At 28.5% G+C, this 24,116-nt stretch carries 20 protein-coding genes and 1 other annotated feature; of the genes, 6 read left to right on the forward strand and 14 right to left on the reverse strand.

What is annotated here, in order from left to right; genetic code table 11:
• Window positions 1–45: 45 nt before the first annotated feature.
• Window positions 46–1,335, reverse strand: a complete 1,290-nt coding sequence (gene aspS / locus GXK56_RS07435; RefSeq protein WP_160686988.1) for an aspartate--tRNA(Asn) ligase — start codon at window positions 1,333–1,335, stop codon at window positions 46–48.
• Window positions 1,336–1,701: 366 nt separating this feature from the next.
• Window positions 1,702–1,926: a binding site (T-box leader), on the reverse strand.
• 132 nt (window positions 1,927–2,058) lie between these two features.
• On the opposite strand from aspS, the gene GXK56_RS07440 reads away from it, so the two are divergent.
• Window positions 2,059–2,763, forward strand: coding sequence for a hypothetical protein (locus tag GXK56_RS07440; RefSeq protein WP_243156043.1), 705 nt, complete (start codon window positions 2,059–2,061; stop codon window positions 2,761–2,763).
• Between the two features lie 82 nt (window positions 2,764–2,845).
• Window positions 2,846–3,226: a VOC family protein gene (locus GXK56_RS07445; RefSeq protein ID WP_160686753.1), complete on the forward strand. Its 381-nt coding sequence runs from the start codon at window positions 2,846–2,848 to the stop codon at window positions 3,224–3,226.
• Between the two features lie 172 nt (window positions 3,227–3,398).
• Here GXK56_RS07445 and GXK56_RS07450 read toward each other — a convergent pair whose 3' ends face one another.
• The 3 genes from GXK56_RS07450 to GXK56_RS07460 form a co-directional block, all read right to left on the reverse strand.
• Window positions 3,399–3,776, reverse strand: a complete 378-nt coding sequence (locus GXK56_RS07450) for a phage holin family protein (protein ID WP_160686755.1) — start codon at window positions 3,774–3,776, stop codon at window positions 3,399–3,401.
• A 201-nt stretch (window positions 3,777–3,977) separates the two neighbouring features.
• Entirely contained in the window at window positions 3,978–4,835 is an 858-nt protein-coding gene (locus GXK56_RS07455; RefSeq protein ID WP_160686757.1) for a metallophosphoesterase, read from the reverse strand.
• A gap of 209 nt (window positions 4,836–5,044) precedes the next feature.
• Entirely contained in the window at window positions 5,045–6,238 is a 1,194-nt protein-coding gene (locus GXK56_RS07460) for an Mbeg1-like protein (protein ID WP_160686759.1), read from the reverse strand.
• Between the two features lie 265 nt (window positions 6,239–6,503).
• On the opposite strand from GXK56_RS07460, the gene GXK56_RS07465 reads away from it, so the two are divergent.
• On the forward strand, window positions 6,504–7,400 hold the full coding sequence (locus GXK56_RS07465; RefSeq protein WP_160686761.1) for a cation diffusion facilitator family transporter: 897 nt from the start codon (window positions 6,504–6,506) through the stop codon (window positions 7,398–7,400).
• A gap of 256 nt (window positions 7,401–7,656) precedes the next feature.
• On the opposite strand, the gene GXK56_RS07470 is transcribed toward GXK56_RS07465, so the two are convergent.
• The 6 genes from GXK56_RS07470 to GXK56_RS07495 form a co-directional block, all read right to left on the reverse strand.
• Window positions 7,657–8,655 carry an inorganic phosphate transporter gene (locus GXK56_RS07470; protein WP_160686763.1) on the reverse strand — a complete coding sequence of 333 codons (999 nt, stop codon included), beginning with the start codon at window positions 8,653–8,655 and terminating at the stop codon, window positions 7,657–7,659.
• Window positions 8,648–9,274, reverse strand: coding sequence for a DUF47 family protein (locus GXK56_RS07475; RefSeq protein ID WP_160686765.1), 627 nt, complete (start codon window positions 9,272–9,274; stop codon window positions 8,648–8,650). The genes GXK56_RS07470 and GXK56_RS07475 overlap by 8 nt, the downstream gene beginning before the upstream one ends.
• Window positions 9,275–9,575: 301 nt before the next feature.
• A complete protein-coding gene (locus GXK56_RS07480) occupies window positions 9,576–10,577 on the reverse strand; it encodes an inorganic phosphate transporter (RefSeq protein ID WP_160686767.1) in 1,002 nt (333 codons plus the stop codon).
• Window positions 10,570–11,196, reverse strand: coding sequence for a DUF47 family protein (locus GXK56_RS07485; RefSeq protein WP_160686769.1), 627 nt, complete (start codon window positions 11,194–11,196; stop codon window positions 10,570–10,572). The genes GXK56_RS07480 and GXK56_RS07485 overlap by 8 nt, the downstream gene beginning before the upstream one ends.
• A gap of 229 nt (window positions 11,197–11,425) precedes the next feature.
• A complete protein-coding gene (locus GXK56_RS07490; RefSeq protein ID WP_160686771.1) occupies window positions 11,426–13,378 on the reverse strand; it encodes a [FeFe] hydrogenase, group A in 1,953 nt (650 codons plus the stop codon).
• A 225-nt stretch (window positions 13,379–13,603) separates the two neighbouring features.
• A complete protein-coding gene (locus GXK56_RS07495) occupies window positions 13,604–15,793 on the reverse strand; it encodes an alpha-galactosidase (RefSeq protein ID WP_160686773.1) in 2,190 nt (729 codons plus the stop codon).
• A 202-nt stretch (window positions 15,794–15,995) separates the two neighbouring features.
• Between GXK56_RS07495 and GXK56_RS07500 the strand changes: the two genes are divergently transcribed.
• Window positions 15,996–16,451: a DUF3237 domain-containing protein gene (locus GXK56_RS07500; protein ID WP_160686775.1), complete on the forward strand. Its 456-nt coding sequence runs from the start codon at window positions 15,996–15,998 to the stop codon at window positions 16,449–16,451.
• Between the two features lie 161 nt (window positions 16,452–16,612).
• Here GXK56_RS07500 and GXK56_RS07505 read toward each other — a convergent pair whose 3' ends face one another.
• The 3 genes from GXK56_RS07505 to GXK56_RS07515 all read right to left on the reverse strand — a co-directional run bounded on the left by GXK56_RS07505 (window position 16,613) and on the right by GXK56_RS07515 (window position 18,644).
• Window positions 16,613–17,275, reverse strand: coding sequence for an NAD(P)/FAD-dependent oxidoreductase (locus GXK56_RS07505; RefSeq protein WP_160686777.1), 663 nt, complete (start codon window positions 17,273–17,275; stop codon window positions 16,613–16,615).
• A 73-nt stretch (window positions 17,276–17,348) separates the two neighbouring features.
• Complete coding sequence (locus tag GXK56_RS07510; protein ID WP_160686779.1) at window positions 17,349–18,032, reverse strand: HAD family phosphatase; 684 nt, start codon at window positions 18,030–18,032, stop codon at window positions 17,349–17,351.
• Window positions 18,033–18,059: 27 nt separating this feature from the next.
• Window positions 18,060–18,644 carry an aspartyl-phosphate phosphatase Spo0E family protein gene (locus tag GXK56_RS07515; RefSeq protein ID WP_160686781.1) on the reverse strand — a complete coding sequence of 195 codons (585 nt, stop codon included), beginning with the start codon at window positions 18,642–18,644 and terminating at the stop codon, window positions 18,060–18,062.
• 300 nt (window positions 18,645–18,944) lie between these two features.
• Here GXK56_RS07515 and GXK56_RS07520 point away from each other — a divergent pair, with 300 nt between their 5' ends.
• On the forward strand, window positions 18,945–20,513 hold the full coding sequence (locus GXK56_RS07520; protein ID WP_160686783.1) for a response regulator: 1,569 nt from the start codon (window positions 18,945–18,947) through the stop codon (window positions 20,511–20,513).
• Between the two features lie 17 nt (window positions 20,514–20,530).
• Window positions 20,531–22,321 carry a sensor histidine kinase gene (locus GXK56_RS07525; RefSeq protein ID WP_160686785.1) on the forward strand — a complete coding sequence of 597 codons (1,791 nt, stop codon included), beginning with the start codon at window positions 20,531–20,533 and terminating at the stop codon, window positions 22,319–22,321.
• Window positions 22,322–22,411: 90 nt separating this feature from the next.
• Here the strand turns inward: GXK56_RS07525 and GXK56_RS07530 are convergent, their stop codons facing one another.
• Window positions 22,412–24,079 (reverse strand): methyl-accepting chemotaxis protein, encoded by a 1,668-nt coding sequence (locus tag GXK56_RS07530; protein WP_347707945.1) that lies wholly within the window; start codon window positions 24,077–24,079, stop codon window positions 22,412–22,414.
• Between the last annotated feature and the right edge of the window lie 37 nt (window positions 24,080–24,116).

Here is a 24,116-nt window from a genome sequence, read left to right on the forward strand (position 1 = left end):
TTAACAAAAAGGCTGTTTACATGATAGGCTGTATATCAATTAATTTTATGGAACTAATCTTGTTCTATCCCTAGGTATCAAACTTGTTTCCCTAATGTTTTCAAAGCCTAAAATCTTAGCAGTTATTCTTTCAAGACCAATTGCTAATCCTCCATGTGGCGGCATCCCATATTTAAAGTTTGAAGTATAGCTTTCATAATTTTTAGGATTTAATCCCTTATATTTTATATTTTCTAAAAGCATACTATAATCGTGAATTCTTTGCCCTCCAGTTGTAATTTCAATTCCTCTAAATAATAAGTCAAAGCTATGCGTTTCTGTGTTTCCACAAGGCATTGTATACATAGGTCTCTTTTTCCTTGGATAATGAGTTAAAAATATAAATTCACATCCCAGCTTTTCCTTTGCATATTTACAAATTAATTTTTCGCCTTCTGGATCCATATCTCCATCTAAACCTGTTTTATTATATTCTTTCTCCAATATTTCTAAGGCTTCACAAAATTTTATTCTTGGGATTTTATCTTCAATAGCAGGTACTTCTGCTTTTAAAATATCTAAGTATTTTTTCCCTTCTTCCTTAACTTTTTTCAAAATAAATTTTAATAAATTTTCTTCTAAATCCATTATCTCTTTTTCATCTTCTATAAATCCTATTTCTAAATCCATACTAATATATTCATTTAAATGTCTATTAGTATTATGTTCTTCTGCCCTATATACATGCCCAATTTCAAAAACCCTTTCAAAGCCAGCGCCAACCATCATTTGCTTATAAAACTGTGGACTTTGAGCTAAATATGCTTCTCTTTCAAAATATTGAACCTTAAATACTTCTGTACCACCCTCTGCACCTTCTTCTACAAGCTTTGGTGTAGATATTTCTGTAAAATCTTCTCTTTTTAAAAATTCTCTAAAACCTTCAACTATTATATTTTGTATTTTAAATATTGCATTTACTTTTTCATGTCTTATACTTAGCATTCTATTATTTAGCATAGTATCTAAATTCACCTCTAAATTTTCCTTGTTTATTTCAATAGGAAGCTCTTCAATGGTACTATTAATAATTTTCATAGCTTCAGCAGCAACTTCAAATGGATTTAAATTATTCTTGCTTTCAACAACCATTCCTGAGATTTCAATTACCGACTCTAATTTAACCTCACTATATTCTTGCTCATTATTATTTAAAACACATTGTACTAATCCTGTTCTATCTCTTAGTACAACAAAAGTTATTGATTTCAATTTTCTTATGCGATGAACCCAGCCTTTAATAGTTACTGTTTTATTTATATAATTCTTTAATTGATTTATCATTATTCTTTTCATTATTATTTCCATTCCTTTCTTTAGGCAATATAAAATTTCTTTCAAACTTAAATATACTCTTTGATTTAAATTATTTTACTAATATTCATACTTTTAATAACTCTTTATAATTTTACTGCGCAATAATTTTATAAAAAGCCTTAAATTTTCTATTAAATAAAAACAGCCCCTTGAGTTATAAAACTCAAGGGGCAAATCTCTTCGCGGTACCACCCTTTTTTACTTATGGATATAAATGCATTAATGCTAACACTAATATTCCCTGCATTTAACATATCCTTATATTATAAAATTTTATCAAGTTAATGACATAACTAAAATAAAATTGGCCATTTTCATTTTAATATAAAAAAGCTTTCACTTCTTTATAGAAGTGAAAGCTATATTTCACGGTGCCATTCTACTTTGACAAAATTTAATAAACTAAGTCATCTCAAACATTATAACGACTGCCGCCGGCTTACCCTACTAAAAATTTCAGATAAGCTTCTCCAGGATGTCTTCGATAAAAACTTTCTCATAGAGCTCTCACCCTCCTCTACTCGCTTAAGATACTAATATAATATCTACTCTTCCCTTCAAAGAATTTTATTCTTTATTTTTTTATATCTTACTCTTTATAATAAAATTTGTCAATACTAATCAATATTTTTGCTTTACATAAAGTATATTGAAAATAAAACGAAAATTAAATGATAAATCAAACTAAAAGGAGGACTTTTTATGGTTATGAATATTGCAGATTCAAAAGGACTAGGCGCATCTAAATATAATAATTCTAGCAGTGAAACAAAGAAAACTAGTGCAGAAAGTAATGAAATTAATTATTCTAAAGACAATCTGGAAGTTTCTCAAGTTTTAGGTAATGATTCATTTGTAAAATCAACAGAAGATGACATAAAAAATTCAACTTACAAACCAATAAAGAAAAAACTTACTCCTGAAGAAATTGAAGCTTTAAAAGATGAACAAGATAAATCTGAAAAAGAACTTATAAAAAAATTTATAAGTGATACTATAAAAAATCAAAATAATTTATTAGGTAAATCAAGTAATGACAATAATGGACTCCCACAATCTTCAAAAGATTTACTAATTAAAATATTTGGTTCTTTAGAAAATGCTTATCCTCCAATTGCTACAACTCCAGAAGGTGCTCAAGCAGCAATTACTGAAGGTGGTCCATATTCTGTAAATGCCGTTGCAGATCGTATTATGAGCATGGCAACAGCTATAGCAGGAGATGATAAGGATAAATTACAAAAAATGAGAGATGCTGTAGAAGAAGGTTTTTCACAAGCCGGGTTAATTTTTAAAGATGCAACTACAAGTGACTTACCTCAGATTTGCAAAGATACTTATACTGAAATTATGAGCAGATTTGATAAACTTCAAAATAAAACACACGTAGAATCTCAAAATAATTAATCAATAAATATATATTTTGTACTATAATATAAACAAATAACTATGTTAATCAAAAATACTTAATTACATTAGGAGAATTATTATGAACTTTAACAAAATACACCACATTGCTATTATAGCTTCTAACTATGAAGTTTCTAAAAATTTTTATGTAAATTTACTAGGTTTTGAAATAATACGTGAAAATTATAGAAAAGATAGAAACTCGTATAAATTAGATTTAAAAATAGGTGACAGCGAAATTGAACTTTTTTCAATGAACGAAGCTCCAAAAAGACTTACAAGGCCTGAAGCCTGTGGTTTAAGGCATTTAGCTTTTCAGGTAAACAATATTGAAGAAGTTATTGCAGAATTAAACTCTAAAGGTATTTTAACTGAACCAATTAGAATAGATGAATATACTAATAAAAAATTCACCTTCTTCAACGATCCAGATGGTTTGCCATTAGAATTACATGAGTAATTCAAGCAATTATTAAATGAATACATCTTCAGCTAAATTTTAAAGGACTGTTACACTGAAATTTAATAATACAATAATATTCCTCACATCTTCTTTGAGGTTATATATTGTATATAAATCCTTTAGTGTTACAGTCCTTTGTTTTTTCTTTAATATATTATTAAACTAACTTTTACATCGCTTTTCCTGGCATTACTGCATCTAATATTCCAATTGCTAACGCTGCTAACAATGCACCTATTATAGAAACACTCATAGTAGGAACTAAAAATTGAGCCACATATATAATCACTGCTGCTATAACAAATCCTTTTATTCCTCTTCCAAATGGTGATGCATCAACACCCATAAATGATTCCACCAAATAATCTAATACACTTATTACTATTGCAGCTAATATAAATGACCACAATCCACTAATTGAAAAACCTGGTGTAAAAAATGAAGTTATTGCTAAAATTACAGCTGTTAACAACATTCTTCCTACCCAGCCTAAAATACCTTTACCTTCAACATGTTCTCCAGTAGTATGTTCTTTATGATGTACCATATATAATTACCTCCTTAAAAATTAATTAAATCTAGGTGTAATTATAATTTACCCATAATAAAAAAAAATATAATCATTATTAAAGTTATTATTATATTCAACTTAGGAGCTTTTAACCTTTCACACCATAGAATTCATAAGTTGTAATTATTTTATATAAAAATATTAATAACCTCTTATTTCTAAAAAATAATAATAAGATTAATTAATTCCATTATCAACATGGTATAGTGTTATACTAACCAAATCTCTCTTATTAAAAAATCTTATTCCTCTTTTACTATGCCCAAGCCCTCTGCTTACTACTAGTTTTTTATCCTTCACTTCATAAATCCCATGACTATATTTAGGGAAAAACTTTCTTTCTGGTGAAAGAATTGCACCTAAAAGCGGAAGCCTTATCATTCCTCCATGTACATGACCTGATAATGTCAAATCTACATTATACTTTGAATATTCTTCAAAAAATAATGGATTATGTGCCAGTAAAATATTAAATTCTTCCTCTTTACAATTCTTAAGAACCTTACTAATAACTTTCCCTACATTATCTGGCCTATTAATTACTTTATAATAAGCAAGTGGTATATGAAGTCCATAAATATTAATATGATTACTTTTTCTAACCATAGTTATTTTTTCATCATTTAATATTTTAATTCCAAATGTCCTAAGCTTATTTAACAAATATTCTAAGTCTTCTTTTTTTAATCTTATTTCATGATTTCCAACAATATAATATATTTTATATCTCTTACTTAAAGTCTCTGCTAAATTTAAAAACTTTTCAAATTTAGTATCGTATTTATTTACCATATCACCTGTCATTACAATCATATCTGGTTCTTCTTCGTAAATTTTCTCCAATAATATAAAATCATCCTTCTCAAAACCATAGCTATGGAAATCTGATAGCTGTACAATCTTAAATTTATTAAACTCCTTTGGTATTTTATTATTTTTAATTTCATATTTTGAAACTTCTATTAATGTATTATCTACATATAGCCTTGCAGCTAGCAAAGCGGCTCCTCCCGCAACAATTAAACCTTCTAACATATTTTACTCCATTTCTATGTATCACTTATAAAACTAGCTATTTATGAAATCATTCTTTAATCTCAATAATCTATATATTTTATACTATACAACACTTTTCCTTATTTGCACCTATTATATATTAACAAATTCTAAAGAACAATAATAACAGTAACTATTTTGTTCATTACACAAATAATTACTGTCTTAATTTTATTTTCTATTGACCTTTATTCCAACATTTTATTTTTAAGCTTAAAGCTTAAGTTGGTAATTTGATTTAAAATGTTATCTATTAACTTTTTTTGATCCTTCCCTATAATATCTATATTTTTTATTACTCCCTTTGTTAATAGATTTAAGTTACTTAAAAATTTATCTAGAAACTCTTTTGAATTAGTTTCTTCTACATTTATTAGTTCCTCCCAAAATAATAATGGAGAAATATAAACTTCAAATACTTGGACACATATATTATAATTATTATCGTTTTTATTATAATCTTCATAACATGACATTATTAAAAATTCCCTTGCAGCTTTAAGAATTCTATCTTTGTCTTGTCCATTACACAAAACTAGCTCTATTGAATTTATGGCCGCATTAATAATTAAACTTTGTATATCCTTTGGCAAAAAAGATATAAATGATATTGAAAAGCGATTGATTTCTTGCTGGATAATTGCTTGATTTGTTTCCTTATTTAGCTTTCCACTTTTATCCAAAAGCACATTTGCCCTATGATAATCTAAGGGATTAATTTTAAAGTCTGTTTCTATATAATGAAATTCACCTCCTATTTGATTAAAAAGGCAATAAACATAATCATACTTTGAATTGATACATATTATTTTTGATTTATTTTTATTAATTTCATTTATATATTTAGTAATAAATTCATTAGAAAATCCTTGTCCATTTATAGATATACATTTGCTTACTTTGTCAGATAATATAGTTACATATTGTGCCTTATTGCCTCCCTTTGAATGTCCTGTAACAATAACATCCTTAAATTCTAAATTATTTATATAATCTAAAGCCTCTATTTGCTCTTTTGTATCGTGTTCATAAGCTCCTTGTCCATTATCCTTCCATTCGCCTTCCGTAACAGTCCCTCTAAATACTACTGTTGCATTATTTTGTTTATCTACAAAACATGCTGCTCTCATACTCCTGGTATATTTATTATCTATATGTGTAATCCTTAACTCCATCAGCCTAGGTTTACTACTAATTTGAAGTAAAATCTTTTTCCACTCCTCTGCAGACATTTTTATGCTGCAGACATCCATTTCTTCAAATTTGCCACTAATTATAAGCCTCTCTACAATCTTCATAAGCTCTTCATTTTCCACTGCATCTAGTTGTAGATATATTAAATTATCTAAAAGTATTAATTCTTCATGTGTCAATTCACTCATTATACCTCACCTAAACTCATAAAAATAATATCTATATAATAAATTATTCAATAATCAATAAAAGAAACCTTATATTTTAGTAAATTCCCATTATTTTCATTAAATAAAAGGAGAATAATAATGATATAAAATTACAATTCATTATCAATTGATAAAACATTCTAATTGGCTAATTCCCTTGACTTTAAGGAGTATTAAGGTATATTATTATATTACTTTAATTTATCAAGTGATAACAAATAATAAAATTATGGAGGTCATTTATATGAATGCTAAAATTAAAGCAGCTCGTATGTCTCTAATTTCAAATACAAGTTTAATAATCATGAAATTAATTGTTGGTATTTTTACTGGTTCAGTAAGTATAATATCTGAAGCGATACATTCTACTATGGATTTACTTGCTGCAATAATAGCCTTTTTTTCTGTAAAAATATCAGATAAACCAGCAGATGATAACCATCCCTATGGTCATGGGAAAATAGAAAATATATCTGGTGTTATAGAATCTCTGCTTATTTTTACCGCTTCTATATGGATAATAATTGAAGCTGTGAAAAAAATCGTTAATCCAGGCGAAATCGAATCTGTTGGAATGGGCTTTGTAGTAATGTTTATTTCTGCTGCTGTAAATTTTATGGTTTCAAAAAAACTATACAAAATAGCAAAACAAGAGGATTCTATTGCTTTGGAAGCTGACGCCCTCCACTTAAAGGCAGATGTTTACACATCCCTTGGTGTCGGCATAGGATTATTCTTAATTTGGATTACTAATTTAAATTTCTTAGATCCAGTAGTTGCAATATTAGTTGCAATATTTATATTAAAAGAAGCTTTTGAGTTATTAAAATCTGCATTCAATCCTCTTTTAGATATAAAGTTATCCGATGAAGAAATAGATATAATTGAAAACACTATAAGTAAATATTCTTCTGTGTTTTGTAATTTTCATGATCTTAAAACTAGAAAATCTGGTCACATACGTTATATTGACTTACACTTAGTGTTTCCTGAAAACAAGTCAATTAAAGAAGCCCATGACATATGCGATAAAATAGAATACGACATAGCTCAAGTTTTAAACAACACTCAGGTTATGATTCATTTAGAGTCTTCTGATAAGGCATGCAGTACATGTAATCATGGAATTAACTGTATCTAAATTAAATAAAACTCTCATGATTTATTTAAAATCATGAGAGTTTTATTTAATTTACAGTTTAAACTGTTTTTATGCGTAAAATTCTTAATTTCAATATTGTTTTTTTATATCTATAGGTGGCTTTAAGTAAAATATTTTTCATCTTACTTTATATAAGTATGAATTTAAATAATTTAGAAATATTCATATTTCTAATATGTATAAAAGTTAAAGTTTAAAATTAAACTCAACTTTCCAATATAAGCTTCATTATTATTTACATAAAAAGCTTCATTATAGTTATTATTAATGCTGAAAAACCTGCAGTTATTGGGATTGTTATAACCCAAGCCCATACTATGTTTTTAGCTACTCCCCATTTTACTGATTTAAATCTTTTTGATGCACCAACTCCCATTACTGTTGTTGAAATTATATGAGTGGTGCTAACAGGAGCATGGAATAACGTAGCAAGAAATATTACTGCTGTTGCTCCCGTTTGAGCTGCAAATCCATTTACTGGCGTTAATTTTGCCATTCCGCTTCCCATAGTCTTAATTATCTTTTTTCCACCTACAGAAGTCCCTAGTGCCATAGCTGATGCACAGGCTGCTATTACCCAAACTGGCACTTCAAAAGTACTGATAAATCCTCCACTTAATAGAGCCATAGTTATAAGCCCCATAGATTTTTGAGCATCATTTCCACCATGGTTAAATGCCATAAGTGATCCTGCTACAACTTGAAGTTTCAAAAATATCTTATTAACAACATGATATTTATATGGTTTTAATATCCAATTCAATAAAAACATTATTGCATAACCTACTATAAAGCCTATAAGTGGCGAAAGAAACAACCATATTACAACACTATGAAAAAGATTGTACCAATTTACCACTTGAAAAGAATGATTATATGCTATTCCTCCGCCAACTAGCGCTCCTATTAAGGCATGAGAAGAACTGCTTGGAATACCAAAATACCATGTAATTAAGTTCCATATGATAGCTGAAATTAATACCCCAAGTATAACCCATTGTTCTATGGATGAATGTTTTACTATATCATCACCTACAGTTTTGGCAACAGCCGTTCCACTAAATGCTCCTATAAAATTAAATATAGCGCATATTATTATAGCAGCTTTAGGTGAAAGCGCCCTTGTTGTTATTGATGTAGCTACGGCTGTTGCTGTATCATGAAATCCATTTATAAAATCAAATATTAGAACTAAAACTACTATAAATACTGTTATGATCATTGTGCTATGCATTTTTTATTACAACTCCCTCTACAGTGTTGGAAATCTTTTCACACTTATCCATAGTATTTTCTAAAATTTGATATATTTCTTTCCATTTTATTATTTCTATTGGATTAGGTTCATTTTTAAATAATTCCGATACTGTCTTTCTAAATAAGCGATCTGCTTTACTTTCAATATCATGAATACATACTATTTTTTCACGTATCCACTGAGCTTTATTTGCTACTGAATTTAAGCCTCTCATTAATTCTAAAATATGCTGAGTACATTCCACTATCATGTCTGCAAAAATTTTAGCCTCTTCAGTGCTTTTAGTAATATCATACATTAAAAACCTATGCATTGTTGAATTGGTTAAATCCAAGACATCATCCAATTTTTTTATTAAAGAATAAATATCTTCTCTGTCTATTGGAGTAATAAATGATTCACTTAATTCTTTAACTACAATGTTAACTAGCCTATCTCCTTTATGTTCTAATACTTCAATTTTACTAACATTAAGTTCCTTATCCTGCAGATTGTCTAAACTATGTCTTAAAAGTATTGCTCCTTCATTTACAATTTCAGCAGCTTCAAAAAATAACTTATAAAACTTATCTTCCTTTGGCTTTAAACTAAACATACCATCACTCCCTATAAAAATATAGACACTCGACATATTATTAAAATTATAGCCCATATTCAAGTATATGCCTTTTTAACCAATTATTAAACCATTTTTAATAAACTTAACCTAATTTTAATATTGGCGTATGTTATTACGACAAAAATTAAACCTGCAGATACTTCACTTCTGAAAATCTGCAGGTTTTTTTAATTTAAATAAATTTTTTTAAATAAACAACATGTTATTTTTGATTTTTCCTATGGAATCATAATTAATTATTATATCCATAATTTAGCCATGAAACTATTTTTTCAAATTACATAAATAATTTCATTATATATATTATTAATGCTGAAAGAGCCGCTGTTATTGGAATAGTAATAATCCAAGCCCAAACTATATTTTGAGCAACTCCCCATTTTACTGATTTAAGCCTTTTAGATGCACCAACACCCATTACAGTTGTTGAAATTATATGAGTAGTACTAACTGGAGCATGGAATAAAGTTGCGAGAAATATTACTCCTGCACCACCAGTTTGAGCTGCAAAGCCATTTACTGGAGTTAATTTGGCCATTCCACTTCCCATAGTTTTAATAATCTTCTTTCCTCCTGAAGCCGTTCCAAGTGCCATAGCTATTGCACAAGACGCAATAACCCATTTAGGAACTTCAAAAGTATTAATTAACCCACCACTTAATAGGGCCATTGTAATTAATCCCATTGATTTTTGAGCATCATTACTTCCATGGTTAAAGGCCATAAGTGATCCTGCAGCAATTTGCAGCTTTAAAAATATCTTATTTACTATTCTAAGTTTAAATGGTTTTAAAATATAATTTAATAATTTCATCAAAATAAATCCAACTGTAAACCCTATGACTGGCGCAATAAATATCCACACTATTACTTCATGGAAAAGATTACTCCAGTTAACTACATTAAAACTATTATTGTAAGCCATTCCTCCACCTATTAATGCACCTATTAATGCATGAGAAGAACTACTTGGAATACCATAATACCATGTAATTATATTCCAAATTATTGCTGAAATTAAAACTCCTAGTATAACCCATTGTTCTATACTTTTATGACTAACAATGCTTTCACCTACGGTTTTAGCTACTCCTGTTCCAGCAAATGCACCTGCGAAATTAAATATAGCACATAATATAATAGCAGTTGTTGGTTTAAGCGCTCTAGTAGTAATAGTAGTTGCAACGGCTGTAGCTGTATCATGGAAACCATTTATAAAGTCAAAAGCCAATACAAAGATTACTATTAATACTGTTATAATCATAGTCATACTAAGCATTCTTGATTACAACTCCCTCTACAGTATTTGCAATTTTTTCACAATTATCAATTGTATTTTCTAGAATTTGGTAAATTTCTTTCCATTTAATAATTTCAATTGGATTAGTTTCATTTTTGAATAATTCTGCTACAGTTTTTCTAAATAAACTATCGGCTTCACTTTCAATCTTATGAATAGTTTCAATTTTTTCTCTTATGTATTGAGCCTTATTACCAACTGAACTTAGGCCTTTCATTAATTTTAAAATATGATTTGTACATTCTACTATCATATCTGCCATAAGTTTAGCTTCATTACTGCTTTGATTAATATCATACATTAAAAATCTATGCATTGTTGAATTTATTAAATCTAATACATCATCTAATTTCTTAATTAATGCATAAATATCTTCTCTGTCTATTGGTGTTATAAATGATTCATTTAATTCTTTAACTACAATATTAACTAATCTATCGCCTTCATGCTCTAAATCTTCTATTTTATTAACATTATTTTCTTTATCTGATAAATTATCAAGACTTGTTCTTAAAATCACTGCTCCTTCATTAACCTTTTCTGCTGCTTCTAAAAATAATTTGTAGAATTTATCTTCCTTTGGTTTTAAGTTAAACATCTTATTATCACATCTCCCTGTAAAATATAAACATTCGACATATTATTAATTATTATAGTCCTGTTCAAGTATATTCTATTTTTAATAATTTTTAAACTATTTTTTATAAAACTTAACCTAAATTTAATATAAAAATACTTTATTTTTATATTTTATTGGTTCTTTTTTATAAAAAATACCAATAAAAGCATGTAAAATCAAATTTTACATGCTTAAATGATATATCCTTTTATTCGTTTTCGGTATTTTTCTTTATTCTTGGGAAATATGTTGTATGAAGTAATTCATGTGCTTTGTGACTTAGTGGATGTCCTAAATATTTTTCATATATTGCAAGAACTTCAGGATTTTCATTTGATCTTCTAAGAGTCTTAGCTCTATCTATTTCATTTAATCCTTCTGCTCTCTTTTGAAGTATTGCTTGTTTGTTTCCCTTTATCTTTGGCTGACCGCCGCCACCAATACAACCTCCAACACAAGCCATGATTTCTATAGCGTGGAAGAATTCTTCTCCTGATCTTATTTTATCTAACATCTTAGCTGCTTCTCTAAGACCATGAGCAACACCAATTCTAAGCTTTATGTCTCCTGCTTCAAGTTCACATACTCTAAAGCCATCCCAACCTCTAAGACCTTCAAATTCAATATTATCAAGTCTTTCTCCAGTCATTTTTTCAAGGGCAGTTCTTGTTGCTGCTTCTATAACTCCACCAGTTCTACCAAAGATTATTCCAGCACCAGTATATTCACCCATGATTGTATCTATTTCTTCATCTTCAAGTTCTTTTAAATTAATACCTGAAGTTTCGAATAACTTTATAAGTTCTCTTGTTGTAATTACATAGTTAACATCTGAGTCTAAGTCTACAGAAAATTCTGGTCTTGAAGCTTCATATTTTTTAGCTATACAAGGCATAATTGCCACAGATGCAACTTCTCTTCTTGATAAACCTTTTTCTTTAGCCCATATTTCTTTAGCAACTATTCCAAACATTTCCATTGGAGATTTTGCAGAAGATGGAACTTCTAACATATCTGCATAATTTTGTTCTATAAATTTAATCCAAGAAGGACAACAAGATGTAAGGATCGGAAGTTTAACATTTTTATCACCAGCCATATGTCTTTCAAGTCTGTCTTGAAGTTCAGCTGCTTCCTCCATTATAGTTAAGTCAGCTCCCCAGCTTGTATCAAATACATAGTCTACTCCGAGTCTTCTAAGACCAGCTGCTATTTTCTTTTCAACATTTTCTCCTGGTTCAAATCCAAAAGCTTCACCAATAGCAACTCTTACAGCTGGTGCCATTTGAGTAATTACTACCTTATCAGGTGTAGCTAAATCTCTAAGGAATAACATTGTATTATCTCCTGTAAATATTGCATCTACAGGACATGCTGATACACATGCTCCACAGTGTGTACATCTATTATAATCTATTTCATGTTTCTTTTTTAATTCTCCATCAATGCAATCTACTGGACATGCTCTTTTACATGCTCCACAGCCTATACATTTTTTTGTAATTGTCAATTTAATAAGATGACTACATTGAGAAGTTGGACATTTCTTTTCTTCAATATGTTCTTCAATTTCAGCATAAAACTTTTCAATTATTTCTTCCATAATGTTATGCTTTTGATGCATCTTAGTTTTTACAGTTATTGCAAGATTTCTTAAGGTGTAGATTTCACGCATATCAGATACACCTTTACTTATTTTGTTTATAACATTGTACATTGCAGTTATATCATCTTTAACTATTTCATAATTTTTATATGATCCATCTTTGATTTTTGCAAGCAAATATCTGATATAGAATTTTTCAAATTGAATTATACAATCTTCTTGAGATAATATAATAATAGTTCTACTAATATTTTCATAAAATAAACCAAAATCAAATTCTTTGTTTAAGCTATCTTCAGTTAAGAAACCTCCAAATGGAAGCCCTATTTGTGCCGCCTTAAAGCCGCTATTATTTATTAAACCTCCACAAAGCTCGATTATATCTGCAAGTGTAGCTCCTTCTGGTACCTCAACTATACCCGGATTGTTAACTTTTCCACAAATGGCAACAGTTCTTTTTTCGCTATTTGTGATTTGTTTTAATTCTTCTTCACTAAAAACTGTGAAAACAGATCCTAATGAACTTTGAATTAAAGCTGTTTTTTTCTCTGACATTAGTATTCACTCCTTAATTCTTGGAACTTTTTAATATTTTGTATTTTGTGTTTATGACGGTTTTATCTTTAATTAAGAATAAAACTACTTTAATTATACTTATTCCTTAGCTATTAGTAAAGTTCTATTTATAAACAATCTAATGTTAAATAAATAAAACCTGACTAGTTTTTTTACAAACTGTCAAGTTTTATTTCACAAAAACCGTACTATAACATAGTTAAATTATTCACATACTAAACGAATTATTTTTCCTGAATAATCCCCATGTAAATTTGTAATATTCATTCCTGCATACATTAATGCTCCACCTGAGTAAACTTCATTGGTTTCTTCATTTCTATAAAGCACATCTTCAATAAGCCCTTTTAGTTTTATTCTTCTGCTATGATAATTAGGTCTTCCCAAGACTTGAATACAAGTAATTAATACTTCTTTTTTATCTTTTGCTACCACTTCATAAGCATCAAAACAGTTGTTCTCCGAAAAATTAGAAATACGATAATAGTCTCCACTTCGCACTAGATCATTATATTTATGATACATTTCAATTTGTTTAGGTATCATATCTCTATCCTCTTGAGATATTTTAGTAATATCTAATTCATATCCAAAAGTACCTGATAAAGCTACATAACCTCTAGTCTCAAAAGGAGTAGCTCTTCCTACTGTGTGATTAGGACAATCACTAACATGTGCCCCCATAGCTGATAATGGGTAAACCATAGCTGTTCCTTGTTGGATTTTTAGTCTTTCAATTGCATCTGTATCATCGGAACACCAAATTTGAGGGCTATAATATAACATTCCAGGATCAAATCTCGCTCCACCTCCTGAGCAATTTTCCAATAACAAATCTGGAAAATCTGTCGTTAATCTATCCATCATTTCATATACTGCAAGCATATATCTATGGAATATCTCACCATGACGTTCTGGTGGAATATTATTACTTCCTAAATCGGTAAGCTGTCTATTCATATCCCATTTTACATATTTAATATTTGCACTTGAAAGAACCCTCTTTAAACTTTCATAAATATAATCAACAACTTCTTTTCGTGTTAAATCAAGTACATATTGTTCACGACATAAAGCAGGAGTACGTCCTTCAATATGTATACACCAGTCTGGATGTTTACGGTATAAATCAGAATCTGGTGATATCATTTCAGGTTCAAACCAAATACCAAATTCTAAGCCCAATTTATTAACCTCATCTACAAGATACTTTAACCCACCTTGTATTTTATCTTCGTTAACTATCCAATCTCCAAGAGAAGAATTATCACTATTACGATGCCCAAACCAGCCATCATCCATAACAAGCATTTCAATTCCAACCTTTGAAGCTTCTTTAGCTATAGCTAATAATTTTTCTGTATTAAAATCAAAATAAGTAGCTTCCCAGTTATTAATTAGTATAGGACGCTTTTTGTCTTTATATTTTCCTCTTATTAAATGATTGCGGTATAAATCATGGAAGGTTCTTGTCATCTTTCCTAATCCTTCATCAGAATACACCATAACTACTTCTGGAGCCACAAATTCTTTATTAGACTCTAAAAGCCATGAAAAATCAATTGGATTAATTCCCATTTGGACTCTTGTAGTATCAAATTGACACCCTTCTACTTGTGCTAAAAAATTACCTGAATAAACAAAATTAAAACCATAAACATTTCCACTGTCTTCAGTAGCAGTCCTATCTAAAAGAGCAATAAATGGATTATTTTGATGACTTGATTCTCCCCTTATTGAAGAAACAGCTTGGGTTCCATATGTAACTTTTCTTCTTGAAATATGCCTTTCTCTAGCCCATGCTCCATGAAGTGATATGATATCATAATCTATTCCATCGAAATCTACACACATAGATAGTGCTTTTGTAATAGTAATACAGTTTTCACTGCAATTTTTTATACGAACGCTTCTAGTTATTACATCCAACTCTTCAAAAACTGTGTAAACTAAATTCACTTCCAAATTTAAATCTTTATCTATACATGTTATTTCAAGACTAGTGCATTCATTTTCATTTCCAAAGGTAGCAGGCATGCCGCGAAGCTTTTCTTTTCCTCCAAATATTCTATGTGAACTATATTGAAGTCTGCAAGCAGTATGTCCATTTGCATCTCTTACTGCAAAGCATGTTTCTCTGAAATCCCCAATCCCATGTGTTGAGTATTCCATTGGAAAACTATCATAAAAACATACTCTATCACGATTATTTTTAGATGGTACAAATGGTGATTCTTCTGTTCTCATTAAATAATTTACATTTTCATCCACTATCTTTTTCCCAAAATAAACATGTCCTAAAAACTTTTCTTCATCTACTACGGCAATAATATAAGAAGTATTTTTTCCATCAAGTTTAAAGACTTTATGTTCCTCAAAAAATTTAATACTCATAAATTAATCTCCTACTTTCATTAATATTTTATAGAAAAGGATTTCTTTAAATGTAATATCATTATATCAAAATAATATGCTTTTTAATGTATATATTTACATTTTTTATCTCACATTATTAGTTTTGTGAAATTATACAACAGTTATTTGTGATATAATTATTCAATCAAATAAATTACTTATGAAATAATTGGAGGTAAATATGAGTTCTTTAGAAGAAGTTTTTTCTATTATAGTTAAAGTAGACACGCCGATTGTTGTTGGCCAAGATGATATTGTTGGAAGGCGACAATTAATTCCAATTATTAGTGGTGAATTCACTAGTAAAGATCAACATGGAATTATCCTTCCAGGAGGAGTTGACAGTCAAATTATACTCCCTGATGGGACATGCGAATTATCTGCTAGATATGCTGTAAAATTAGCTGATGGTTCTAGTTTTTACATAGAAAATAACGGAATTCGTACTGTTCCAAAAGAATATGTAGAATCAGTTAAAAAAGGTGAATTTATAGACCCATCACTTTATTATTTTTGTACTACACCAAAATTTGAAGTTTATTCTGAAAGCCTTAAATGGTTAACTCAATCTATCTTTACTTGTAAAGCTACAAGATTCCCTGACAGCGTAGAACTAAAATTTTATCTAATAAAATAATCATTTATTATGCACAATCAAAAAATTATAAGTTCATGTGCCTAATTTTTGTACATAAAAAAGATTACCTCATTTTCGTGGGGTAATCTTTTTATATATTTTAGAAAATCCAAAGGCTTTTAATCCTTAGCTCACAACTCCCTAGGGCACCCTAAATAAAATTAACTCTCAACTCTTAACTGATTTAAGTCTTCTTTAAACTTTTCAATTCCAATTCTATCAATTAGAAATCCAAGCTTTTCTCCTGGCTCTGCTACTTCCTTATAATATTTAAAAATATTATCAACTAAATCTAAAGCTTCTTTTTCAGATATATCTTGAGCAATAATATCTGAAAGTCTTGGATTATAACCTGCTGAACCTCCAACGGTAACCATAAATCCTGTTTTATCAGCAATTACCCCCACATCTTTACTGTATACACTTCCACAAGCATTTCTACAGCCTGCAACTCCTATTTTAGTTCTGCATGGCATTTCCATCCATTGATATTTTTTTGAAAGCTTCATTCCTGTTCCAATGGTATTGTATTTCGCTCTTTTACAATAACCAGCTGGGCACATTTCAACATTCTTTACAGAATTTTGTGATTTAACTGCAGGTTCCATACCTAGTTCAGCCCAAACTTCAGGAAGATCCTCTGCCTTTAAATTAGTTATTAAAACTCTTTGACCTGAAGTCAATTTTAATACTCCATTATATTTTTTAGCTACATCTACAATCTTCTGCATAGTATCAGTTGTTACAAATCCGCCTGGAATATGCGGTGTAATAGCAAAAGTTCTCTTACCTTCTCTTATTTTTTGAAGATTTCCAAAACTCATTTTATCTCCTCCTTCGAAATATCTCACTTAATTTAATCTTAGAAAAATCTCAGCCTTTTTTCATACTGAATTTTTATTTATTAACTATCTTATCTTTTGCATCCAACTCATTTATATATTCTTTAATCTCTAATAGATTTTTAAAATTCTTATGGCAATACTTTAGAATATCTTCATCAGCTTCTTTTAAGTCCTCTACATGAAATCCTATCATTTTAGCATTATATGCCGCTTTAATACCTGCTGAAGAATCTTCTACAACAATACAATTTTCTGGTTCTTCAGAAAGTTTTTTAGCTGCTGTTAAGAATATTCCTGGATCTGGTTTTGATTTTTCTACTTCATCACCAGTTACAACTGCATCAAATAGCTCTTCAATTTTTCCCATTTTTAACTGCTTCATAGCTCTTTCTCTTTTGGCTGAAGTTGCAAGTGCTGTTTTATATCCTTTTTCTTTTAAGTACATTAATATTTCTTTAGCACCCTCCTTTAAAGGGATCTTACCTTCATCAATTGCTTTAAATAACTCTCTATCCTTTTCTTCATACATTTGTGTTATGGGTAAATCTTCACCATATATACTCAAGAACGTTTCACTTACATTAATGCGGCCAGTGCCCATTACAGATACATAAATCTCTTTTTTCATTTCATATCCATATTTCTTAAAAACTTTTTTCCAATCCTCTAAGTATACTCTTTCTGTATCAAATATTACTCCGTCCATATCAAACAAAACTGCTTTAATTTCTTTCATTTAATCCTCCGTATGCTTGTATATAATTTATATTGCATTTTTCATATATTCTACAATTAAATCGTCTAAATCTTGACTAATTCTTAAAGTTTCTTTATATCCATCTTCATCTTTAGAAGATATGTTCATTTCATTTAACATATTTCTTAATTCCTGAATTCTATAGTTTAAAATTGATAATTTCTCTTCTTTATTTACCTTGACTATACATTCTTGTTTTTCTTCAATAACCTTTTCATTTACATTATCAATAATACTTTTAAAATTATGATTTAATATATTATTCTTTTTCGTTGTTATATTTTTTATTGCTTCAACAATATACATTTCTCCATCAATATCAAGAGGAGTTGCAATTATCAACATGACTTCATCAGAAATATATTCTAGTTTTACAAAAGTATTCTTTTCAATTTCAGCTCTTAGAGAAATGCAATTCTTACATACTTCTCCTCTATTGAGAAAATCGTAACATTTGCAATCCTTCATTAGCCCTAATTGATTACTAATATTCATTACTTTTTTGTTTATAGGATCAATAACTCTCATGAAATCATACATATTATCTTTTATCCGTAATTTTTCTTTTACTTTATCATATAAAACTTCCATTTGGAACCCCCTAATAAAACTAATTTATAATTAAAGTTAGTAAATCAATATTATGTTTTTCTAATATATATATAACTATACAATTATATACATAAATGTACAACAACACTTTGTTTATTTTCTATTTAATGCCATTGCTTTCTATAAAAAATCCATATTTTATATTGTTTGTTAATTTACACCCAATCAAATGATTTTACTACAGTTTTTGCAATTATGCCAATCATTGAAAACCTTTAATCAATAGGATATAATCATTATTATACTACTTACATATGCGAAAAATAGGGGTGTTGATTATTGAATGAATATTGTAAAATTTTAGTTGTTGATGATGAATTTATTATGAGGCAAGGTATATCTCATATGATCGATTGGGAACAAGAGGGCTTTCAAATAATAGGTCAGGCTTCAAATGGCCAAGAGGCATTAGAAATGATTAAAGAAACTGTTCCTGATATTATTATTTCAGATGTTGTAATGCCACAAGTAAACGGTATTGAATTGGCTAAATTTATTCAAACCAATTATCCTCAGATAAAAATTATATTTTTAAGCAGTTATAGTGATTTTGAATATGTTAAATCCTCCTTCCAAAATGGTGCTGTAGATTACATTTTAAAGCCATCTCTAAATCCTGCGGAAATGCTGAAAACACTAAAAAAAATATCTAACCAAAATAAGATTGTTGAAGCTGAAGCTGTTGACAATAATTTAAATACAAACAATATGCTAAACCGACTTATTCTTGGTTTTGATGCAAACATTGATTACGAGCACTTAAACAGCTTATTTACTCAGCCTTCTTTTTGTCTATTTGGGTTAAATGCAAAAAAAATATATGACAATTACGATAAGCGCAGTGAAATTATTAAGCTTACTATTAACGAAATTAACGCAGAATTTTCTGTTAGTGAAAATAATCAAAATTACGTTATGCAAATGGCTAATATTGAAAATGAAATACTTGTTGCCGTTTTAAATTTTAAGAGTGAAACTTATACTTCTCTTCTCGATAAGTTAACTAATATTTCAGAAGAAGTTTCTAAAAGTTTCAATGAAGCTTTTTTTGTTATAAGTGAAGATTTCGATTTAATTGAAAATATCAAAGATAAATACGAAAATGATTTTTTATTATTAACTCAACAATATTTTTATCATAAAAATATTCATTTGTTAAATTCACGAAATTTTGAAAAACCTGCTCCAATTGAAAAGTTTAATTTTAAGCGTTTTTCTGAATATATATCTATAATGCAGTTTCAAAATGGATTTAATATGCTTAGTGAATATATTATAGATGCAATTGAAACCAAAGCTCTTACGGAATTTGAATTAAAGACTCTAATTCAAAATTCTTTTTATAATGTAATTTCATCATTGGAGTATTTAAATTTCGATTCTACTAGTTTAAATACTTTAAAACAGGAATGCTTTCATAAAATAGACAGCATTAAATATTCAGATGATTTAATTATAATTTATAAATCAATAATAAATAATATTAGTGATTTAATGGATAAACATGAAAATAAAATAAATTCTCATATGATTAATAAAATTACTCAATATATTCATGATCATTATGATGAACAGCTTACTTTAGCTGATGTATCTAAGTTATTTAACTTTAACTACTCTTATTTATCAGCTTATTTCAGCTCTCATAATGAAGAAGGTTTTAATGAATTTCTTAATAAAATCAGAATACAAAAAGCTTGCGATTTTTTAAAACAGGATATTCCTATTTCAGATATTAGCAGTATGGTAGGTTATTCTGATCACAGTTACTTTTGCAAGGTTTTCAAAAAATTTACTGGACTTACTCCAAGTAACTTTAGAAAAAACGGTATTAAACCCTTTAGCTAAGAAAGGATCATATTTATATGTCAAAATTTTCAAAACAGCTGCACTCTACAACTTTATTTTTTAGAGTTGCTTCAATTGTGCTCATAAGCTTTTTATTAGTATCTCTTTCTATAAGTACAATTACAATTAATATCTCAAAAAATACCCTTGTCGATACTTTTAGTAAATCAAATTACAAAGTATTAACCCAAATTAGTAATAACTTAATAGATTTTAATGATAGAATTATCACTATAATGGATGCAATTGATAATATTCCCGATTATGAAAGATATTTTACAGAAACAAATTTATCTCCACAAGTAACTTACAAAACCTTATATAATATGGTTAATAATTTAGGGAAAATGGTTCCCAAAAAAGATTTTGATGATATTACAGTTGTGACTGTAGGACTTAATGGGAATAGCTATATACAGCAAAATGGTGATCGTCTTATTCCCAGCACTCAAGAGTTGTTAAATAATGAGATTACTCAAAATGCTTTAAAAAATAAAAACCTAGTTTATTATCAGTACTTAAGTAATGGTATTACAAAGTATTCCAAGTATTCTAGCTGTCTTGTTACTATAAAAGTTTTATGTAACAAACTTACAAAAGAACCTTATGGTTTTGTTTATGTAGTAATTAAACAAAGTACCTTAAATAAATATTATGATTATTTTGTTGGTAATGGTAACAGCATTGCAATTATTGCTCCTGATGGAACAGTTGTTTCTTCAAATATCCCCCTAATGGTAGGTATTAAAAATAAACCCTTACATGATATATCAGAAAATATTTTAAATAATAATCTTAAATATCTTAATACGAGATTAGAAGATTCCGATGTTACAATACTCGCCAAACATCTACCAACTTATAATTTTAATATAGTTGGTACAATTAATAAGGATATTGTTTTAAATGAAATGTATAATACTTCTGAAATCTTTGCCTCCAGTTTAATTATAGCTTTAATATTTATCATTATTATTTTCTTTATAATAAGAAGAACAACAAAACCTATTTCTGCTCTAGCTAATACTATGCCTAAAATAATCAATGGAGATTTTAACAATCACATACCTGTTGAAGGAAGCTATGAAACCCGGGAACTATCTACTGCCTTCAACTATATGTTAGATGGGTTAAATAAATATGTTAAAGCTCAGATAAAAATGCAGAAAGAAAAGAGAAAAGCAGAAATACATGCTTTGCAAATGCAGATAAATCCTCATTTTATTTATAATACATTATCCTCTATTAAATGGCTAATCTGGCAAGGCAAAATAGAAAAATCAACTGAAACCATCGATGCTTTTATATCTCTACTTAGAAACACAATAAGTAATAAAAACGAAATGATAACTATATTAGAAGAAATAACCAACTTAAAAAATTATGTTTTAATAAATCATATTAGATATGGTGATAATATTAATGTTAATTTTTTTGTAATGCCAAATTGTGAAGAATATATTATTCCAAAACTAATATTGCAGCCTTTTATTGAAAATGCTTTTTTCCATGGGTTCACAGATAAATCAAATGGTTCAATACATGTATTTATAAACGAACAAAACAATAATTTAGTTTGCGAAATAATTGACAATGGTGTTGGTATAAAAAATGAAGACATGAGAAAAATTCTTAGGCAAACTGATCAGAACCATGATCATTTTACGAGTATAGGTATTAACAATGTTAATGATAGAATTAAACTCCTTTATGGAGATGAATATGGTGTAACAATTACAAGTGAAGAAAATAAAGGTACTAACGTTAGAGTTGTCATTCCTGGTCAAAAAGAATTTATTCAGAATTAAAAAAACGTGGCACTGGCCACGTTTTTTATTATAGTTATTCATTTTAATAAGTAGACAGTCACTTCTTTCTGGCTCTTTAACTTTTAATTATTAACTAATTTTAAGTTGTTTTATTGCATCAGCCAATTTAACTGATACTTCTTCACAATCTCTTGAACTATTTTCTATACCTTGAGATTTATCGCATAATATATTAATCTTATTTGCAATATTAACAGCATCATTAGCTCCTTCGCTTGCTGCAACACCAACGTTAGCAATTGCAGCTGAAATATCTTTTGCAGCTAATAAGAGCTGTTCTGCTTCAACTTCTATTTCTCGAGAAACCTTATGATAATAATTGGCATCACTGCTATATAAGTTACCAATTTCATCAAATTGTTTATAGTTTTCAATAACAGTTTCATCTATAAACTTTAATATTTCATTTGAACTGTTAACCAAATTATCTACCGCTTGAATTACATGACCAATTATAACTTTTATGCTTTCTGTTGTATGATTAGATTCTTCTGCTAATTTTTTAATTTCTGATGCAACTACTGCAAATCCTAATCCTGCTTCTCCTGCTCTTGCAGCTTCTATAGATGCATTTAACGAAAGTAAATTTGTTTGTTCGGATATATTTGATATTGAATCTAATAAATTGCTTATTTCATTTACTCTAGATGCCTGTCCAATAGCTACTTTTAATTTGCTACTGTTATTACTACATAAGTCAAGCGTTTGATTTTTTAATATAATTGATTCATTTCTGAAATTATCTGCCCTATTTTTGATCTCTTCTGAATACAATAAGGCTTTTTTAGTTTTATCCGTAATTTTTTCAACTGAATTTCCCATTTCACTTGTAGTTGCACTTATTTCTTCTGTTGATGCAGAAGTTTCCTCTAATCCTGCTACAATTTCTTCTGTTGCAACATTTATTTCTTCTACAATAGTTTGTAACTCTGCAACGGTTCCTAATAATTCTTTACTTGTTTTTGAGGTAGAATCCACTTGCTCTTCTACATTGTTTAAAATTAGCTTAATGTTATTTTGCATAAGTTTTAAATTTTTAAACATTGATCCAGTTTCATCTTTTGCTTTTAAGAGCTTGTCATTTACTGGAATAGTAAAATCACCTTCAGATATCTGAAGTAAATGTCCATTAAATTTTTCAATGGATTTAACAATAATAGCCCCAATTTTAGTGAATATTATTATTCCTACAATCGTAAGTACAAGCATAACTGCTGCAATAACTGAAATTATTTTAAATATATATTGCGAAATAATTCCATAGTCAATACCAACAGCCCATATACCTACTACATCTCCACGCGCATCTGTTATTGGAGTATATTGACATAAGGTATCTCTTCCTAATACCTTAGTTTTCCCAACAAATACTTTCCCCTGCTTCAAAACTGCTTCAACCACTTCTTCAGAAGCTTTTGTACCCAAAGCTCTATTTCCACTTTGATCCACTGCATTTGTAGCAATTCTAGTATCCCCTAAAAATATTGATATAATACTTGAGCTTCCACTTTGAGTTTTTATAGAATCTACCAATTGATTATTGTCATTAATCTTCATTTCTCCTTTGTAAAGCTTTCCATCAGATACCTTCCATTTACCTATATACTGCTTATCTAAATATGCATATCCTAAATTATTAATAGTAGTTACAGTCTGCTCATAATTTGAATATGCAATTTTATTAATATTAGTATAAATAACTGCAAACGTACTTGCTGAAATTATACTTACAATTATAACAAATGTTAAAACTAATTTTCATTTTACCCCTCCT

Source organism: Clostridium sp. C2-6-12 (assembly GCF_009928485.1).
Taxonomy (GTDB): domain Bacteria; phylum Bacillota; class Clostridia; order Clostridiales; family Clostridiaceae; genus Clostridium.

What these genes read in the sequence shown, in the direction of transcription:
- aspS (WP_160686988.1), bottom strand. Translation starts at nt 1,335, where the DNA reads ATGAAAAGAATAATGATAAATCAATTAAAGAATTATATAAATAAAACA.
- GXK56_RS07440 (WP_243156043.1), top strand. Translation starts at nt 2,059, where the DNA reads ATGGTTATGAATATTGCAGATTCAAAAGGACTAGGCGCATCTAAATAT.
- GXK56_RS07445 (WP_160686753.1), top strand. Translation starts at nt 2,846, where the DNA reads ATGAACTTTAACAAAATACACCACATTGCTATTATAGCTTCTAACTAT.
- GXK56_RS07450 (WP_160686755.1), bottom strand. Translation starts at nt 3,776, where the DNA reads ATGGTACATCATAAAGAACATACTACTGGAGAACATGTTGAAGGTAAA.
- GXK56_RS07455 (WP_160686757.1), bottom strand. Translation starts at nt 4,835, where the DNA reads ATGTTAGAAGGTTTAATTGTTGCGGGAGGAGCCGCTTTGCTAGCTGCA.
- GXK56_RS07460 (WP_160686759.1), bottom strand. Translation starts at nt 6,238, where the DNA reads ATGAGTGAATTGACACATGAAGAATTAATACTTTTAGATAATTTAATA.
- GXK56_RS07465 (WP_160686761.1), top strand. Translation starts at nt 6,504, where the DNA reads ATGAATGCTAAAATTAAAGCAGCTCGTATGTCTCTAATTTCAAATACA.
- GXK56_RS07470 (WP_160686763.1), bottom strand. Translation starts at nt 8,655, where the DNA reads ATGCATAGCACAATGATCATAACAGTATTTATAGTAGTTTTAGTTCTA.
- GXK56_RS07475 (WP_160686765.1), bottom strand. Translation starts at nt 9,274, where the DNA reads ATGTTTAGTTTAAAGCCAAAGGAAGATAAGTTTTATAAGTTATTTTTT.
- GXK56_RS07480 (WP_160686767.1), bottom strand. Translation starts at nt 10,577, where the DNA reads ATGCTTAGTATGACTATGATTATAACAGTATTAATAGTAATCTTTGTA.
- GXK56_RS07485 (WP_160686769.1), bottom strand. Translation starts at nt 11,196, where the DNA reads ATGTTTAACTTAAAACCAAAGGAAGATAAATTCTACAAATTATTTTTA.
- GXK56_RS07490 (WP_160686771.1), bottom strand. Translation starts at nt 13,378, where the DNA reads ATGTCAGAGAAAAAAACAGCTTTAATTCAAAGTTCATTAGGATCTGTT.
- GXK56_RS07495 (WP_160686773.1), bottom strand. Translation starts at nt 15,793, where the DNA reads ATGAGTATTAAATTTTTTGAGGAACATAAAGTCTTTAAACTTGATGGA.
- GXK56_RS07500 (WP_160686775.1), top strand. Translation starts at nt 15,996, where the DNA reads ATGAGTTCTTTAGAAGAAGTTTTTTCTATTATAGTTAAAGTAGACACG.
- GXK56_RS07505 (WP_160686777.1), bottom strand. Translation starts at nt 17,275, where the DNA reads ATGAGTTTTGGAAATCTTCAAAAAATAAGAGAAGGTAAGAGAACTTTT.
- GXK56_RS07510 (WP_160686779.1), bottom strand. Translation starts at nt 18,032, where the DNA reads ATGAAAGAAATTAAAGCAGTTTTGTTTGATATGGACGGAGTAATATTT.
- GXK56_RS07515 (WP_160686781.1), bottom strand. Translation starts at nt 18,644, where the DNA reads ATGGAAGTTTTATATGATAAAGTAAAAGAAAAATTACGGATAAAAGAT.
- GXK56_RS07525 (WP_160686785.1), top strand. Translation starts at nt 20,531, where the DNA reads ATGTCAAAATTTTCAAAACAGCTGCACTCTACAACTTTATTTTTTAGA.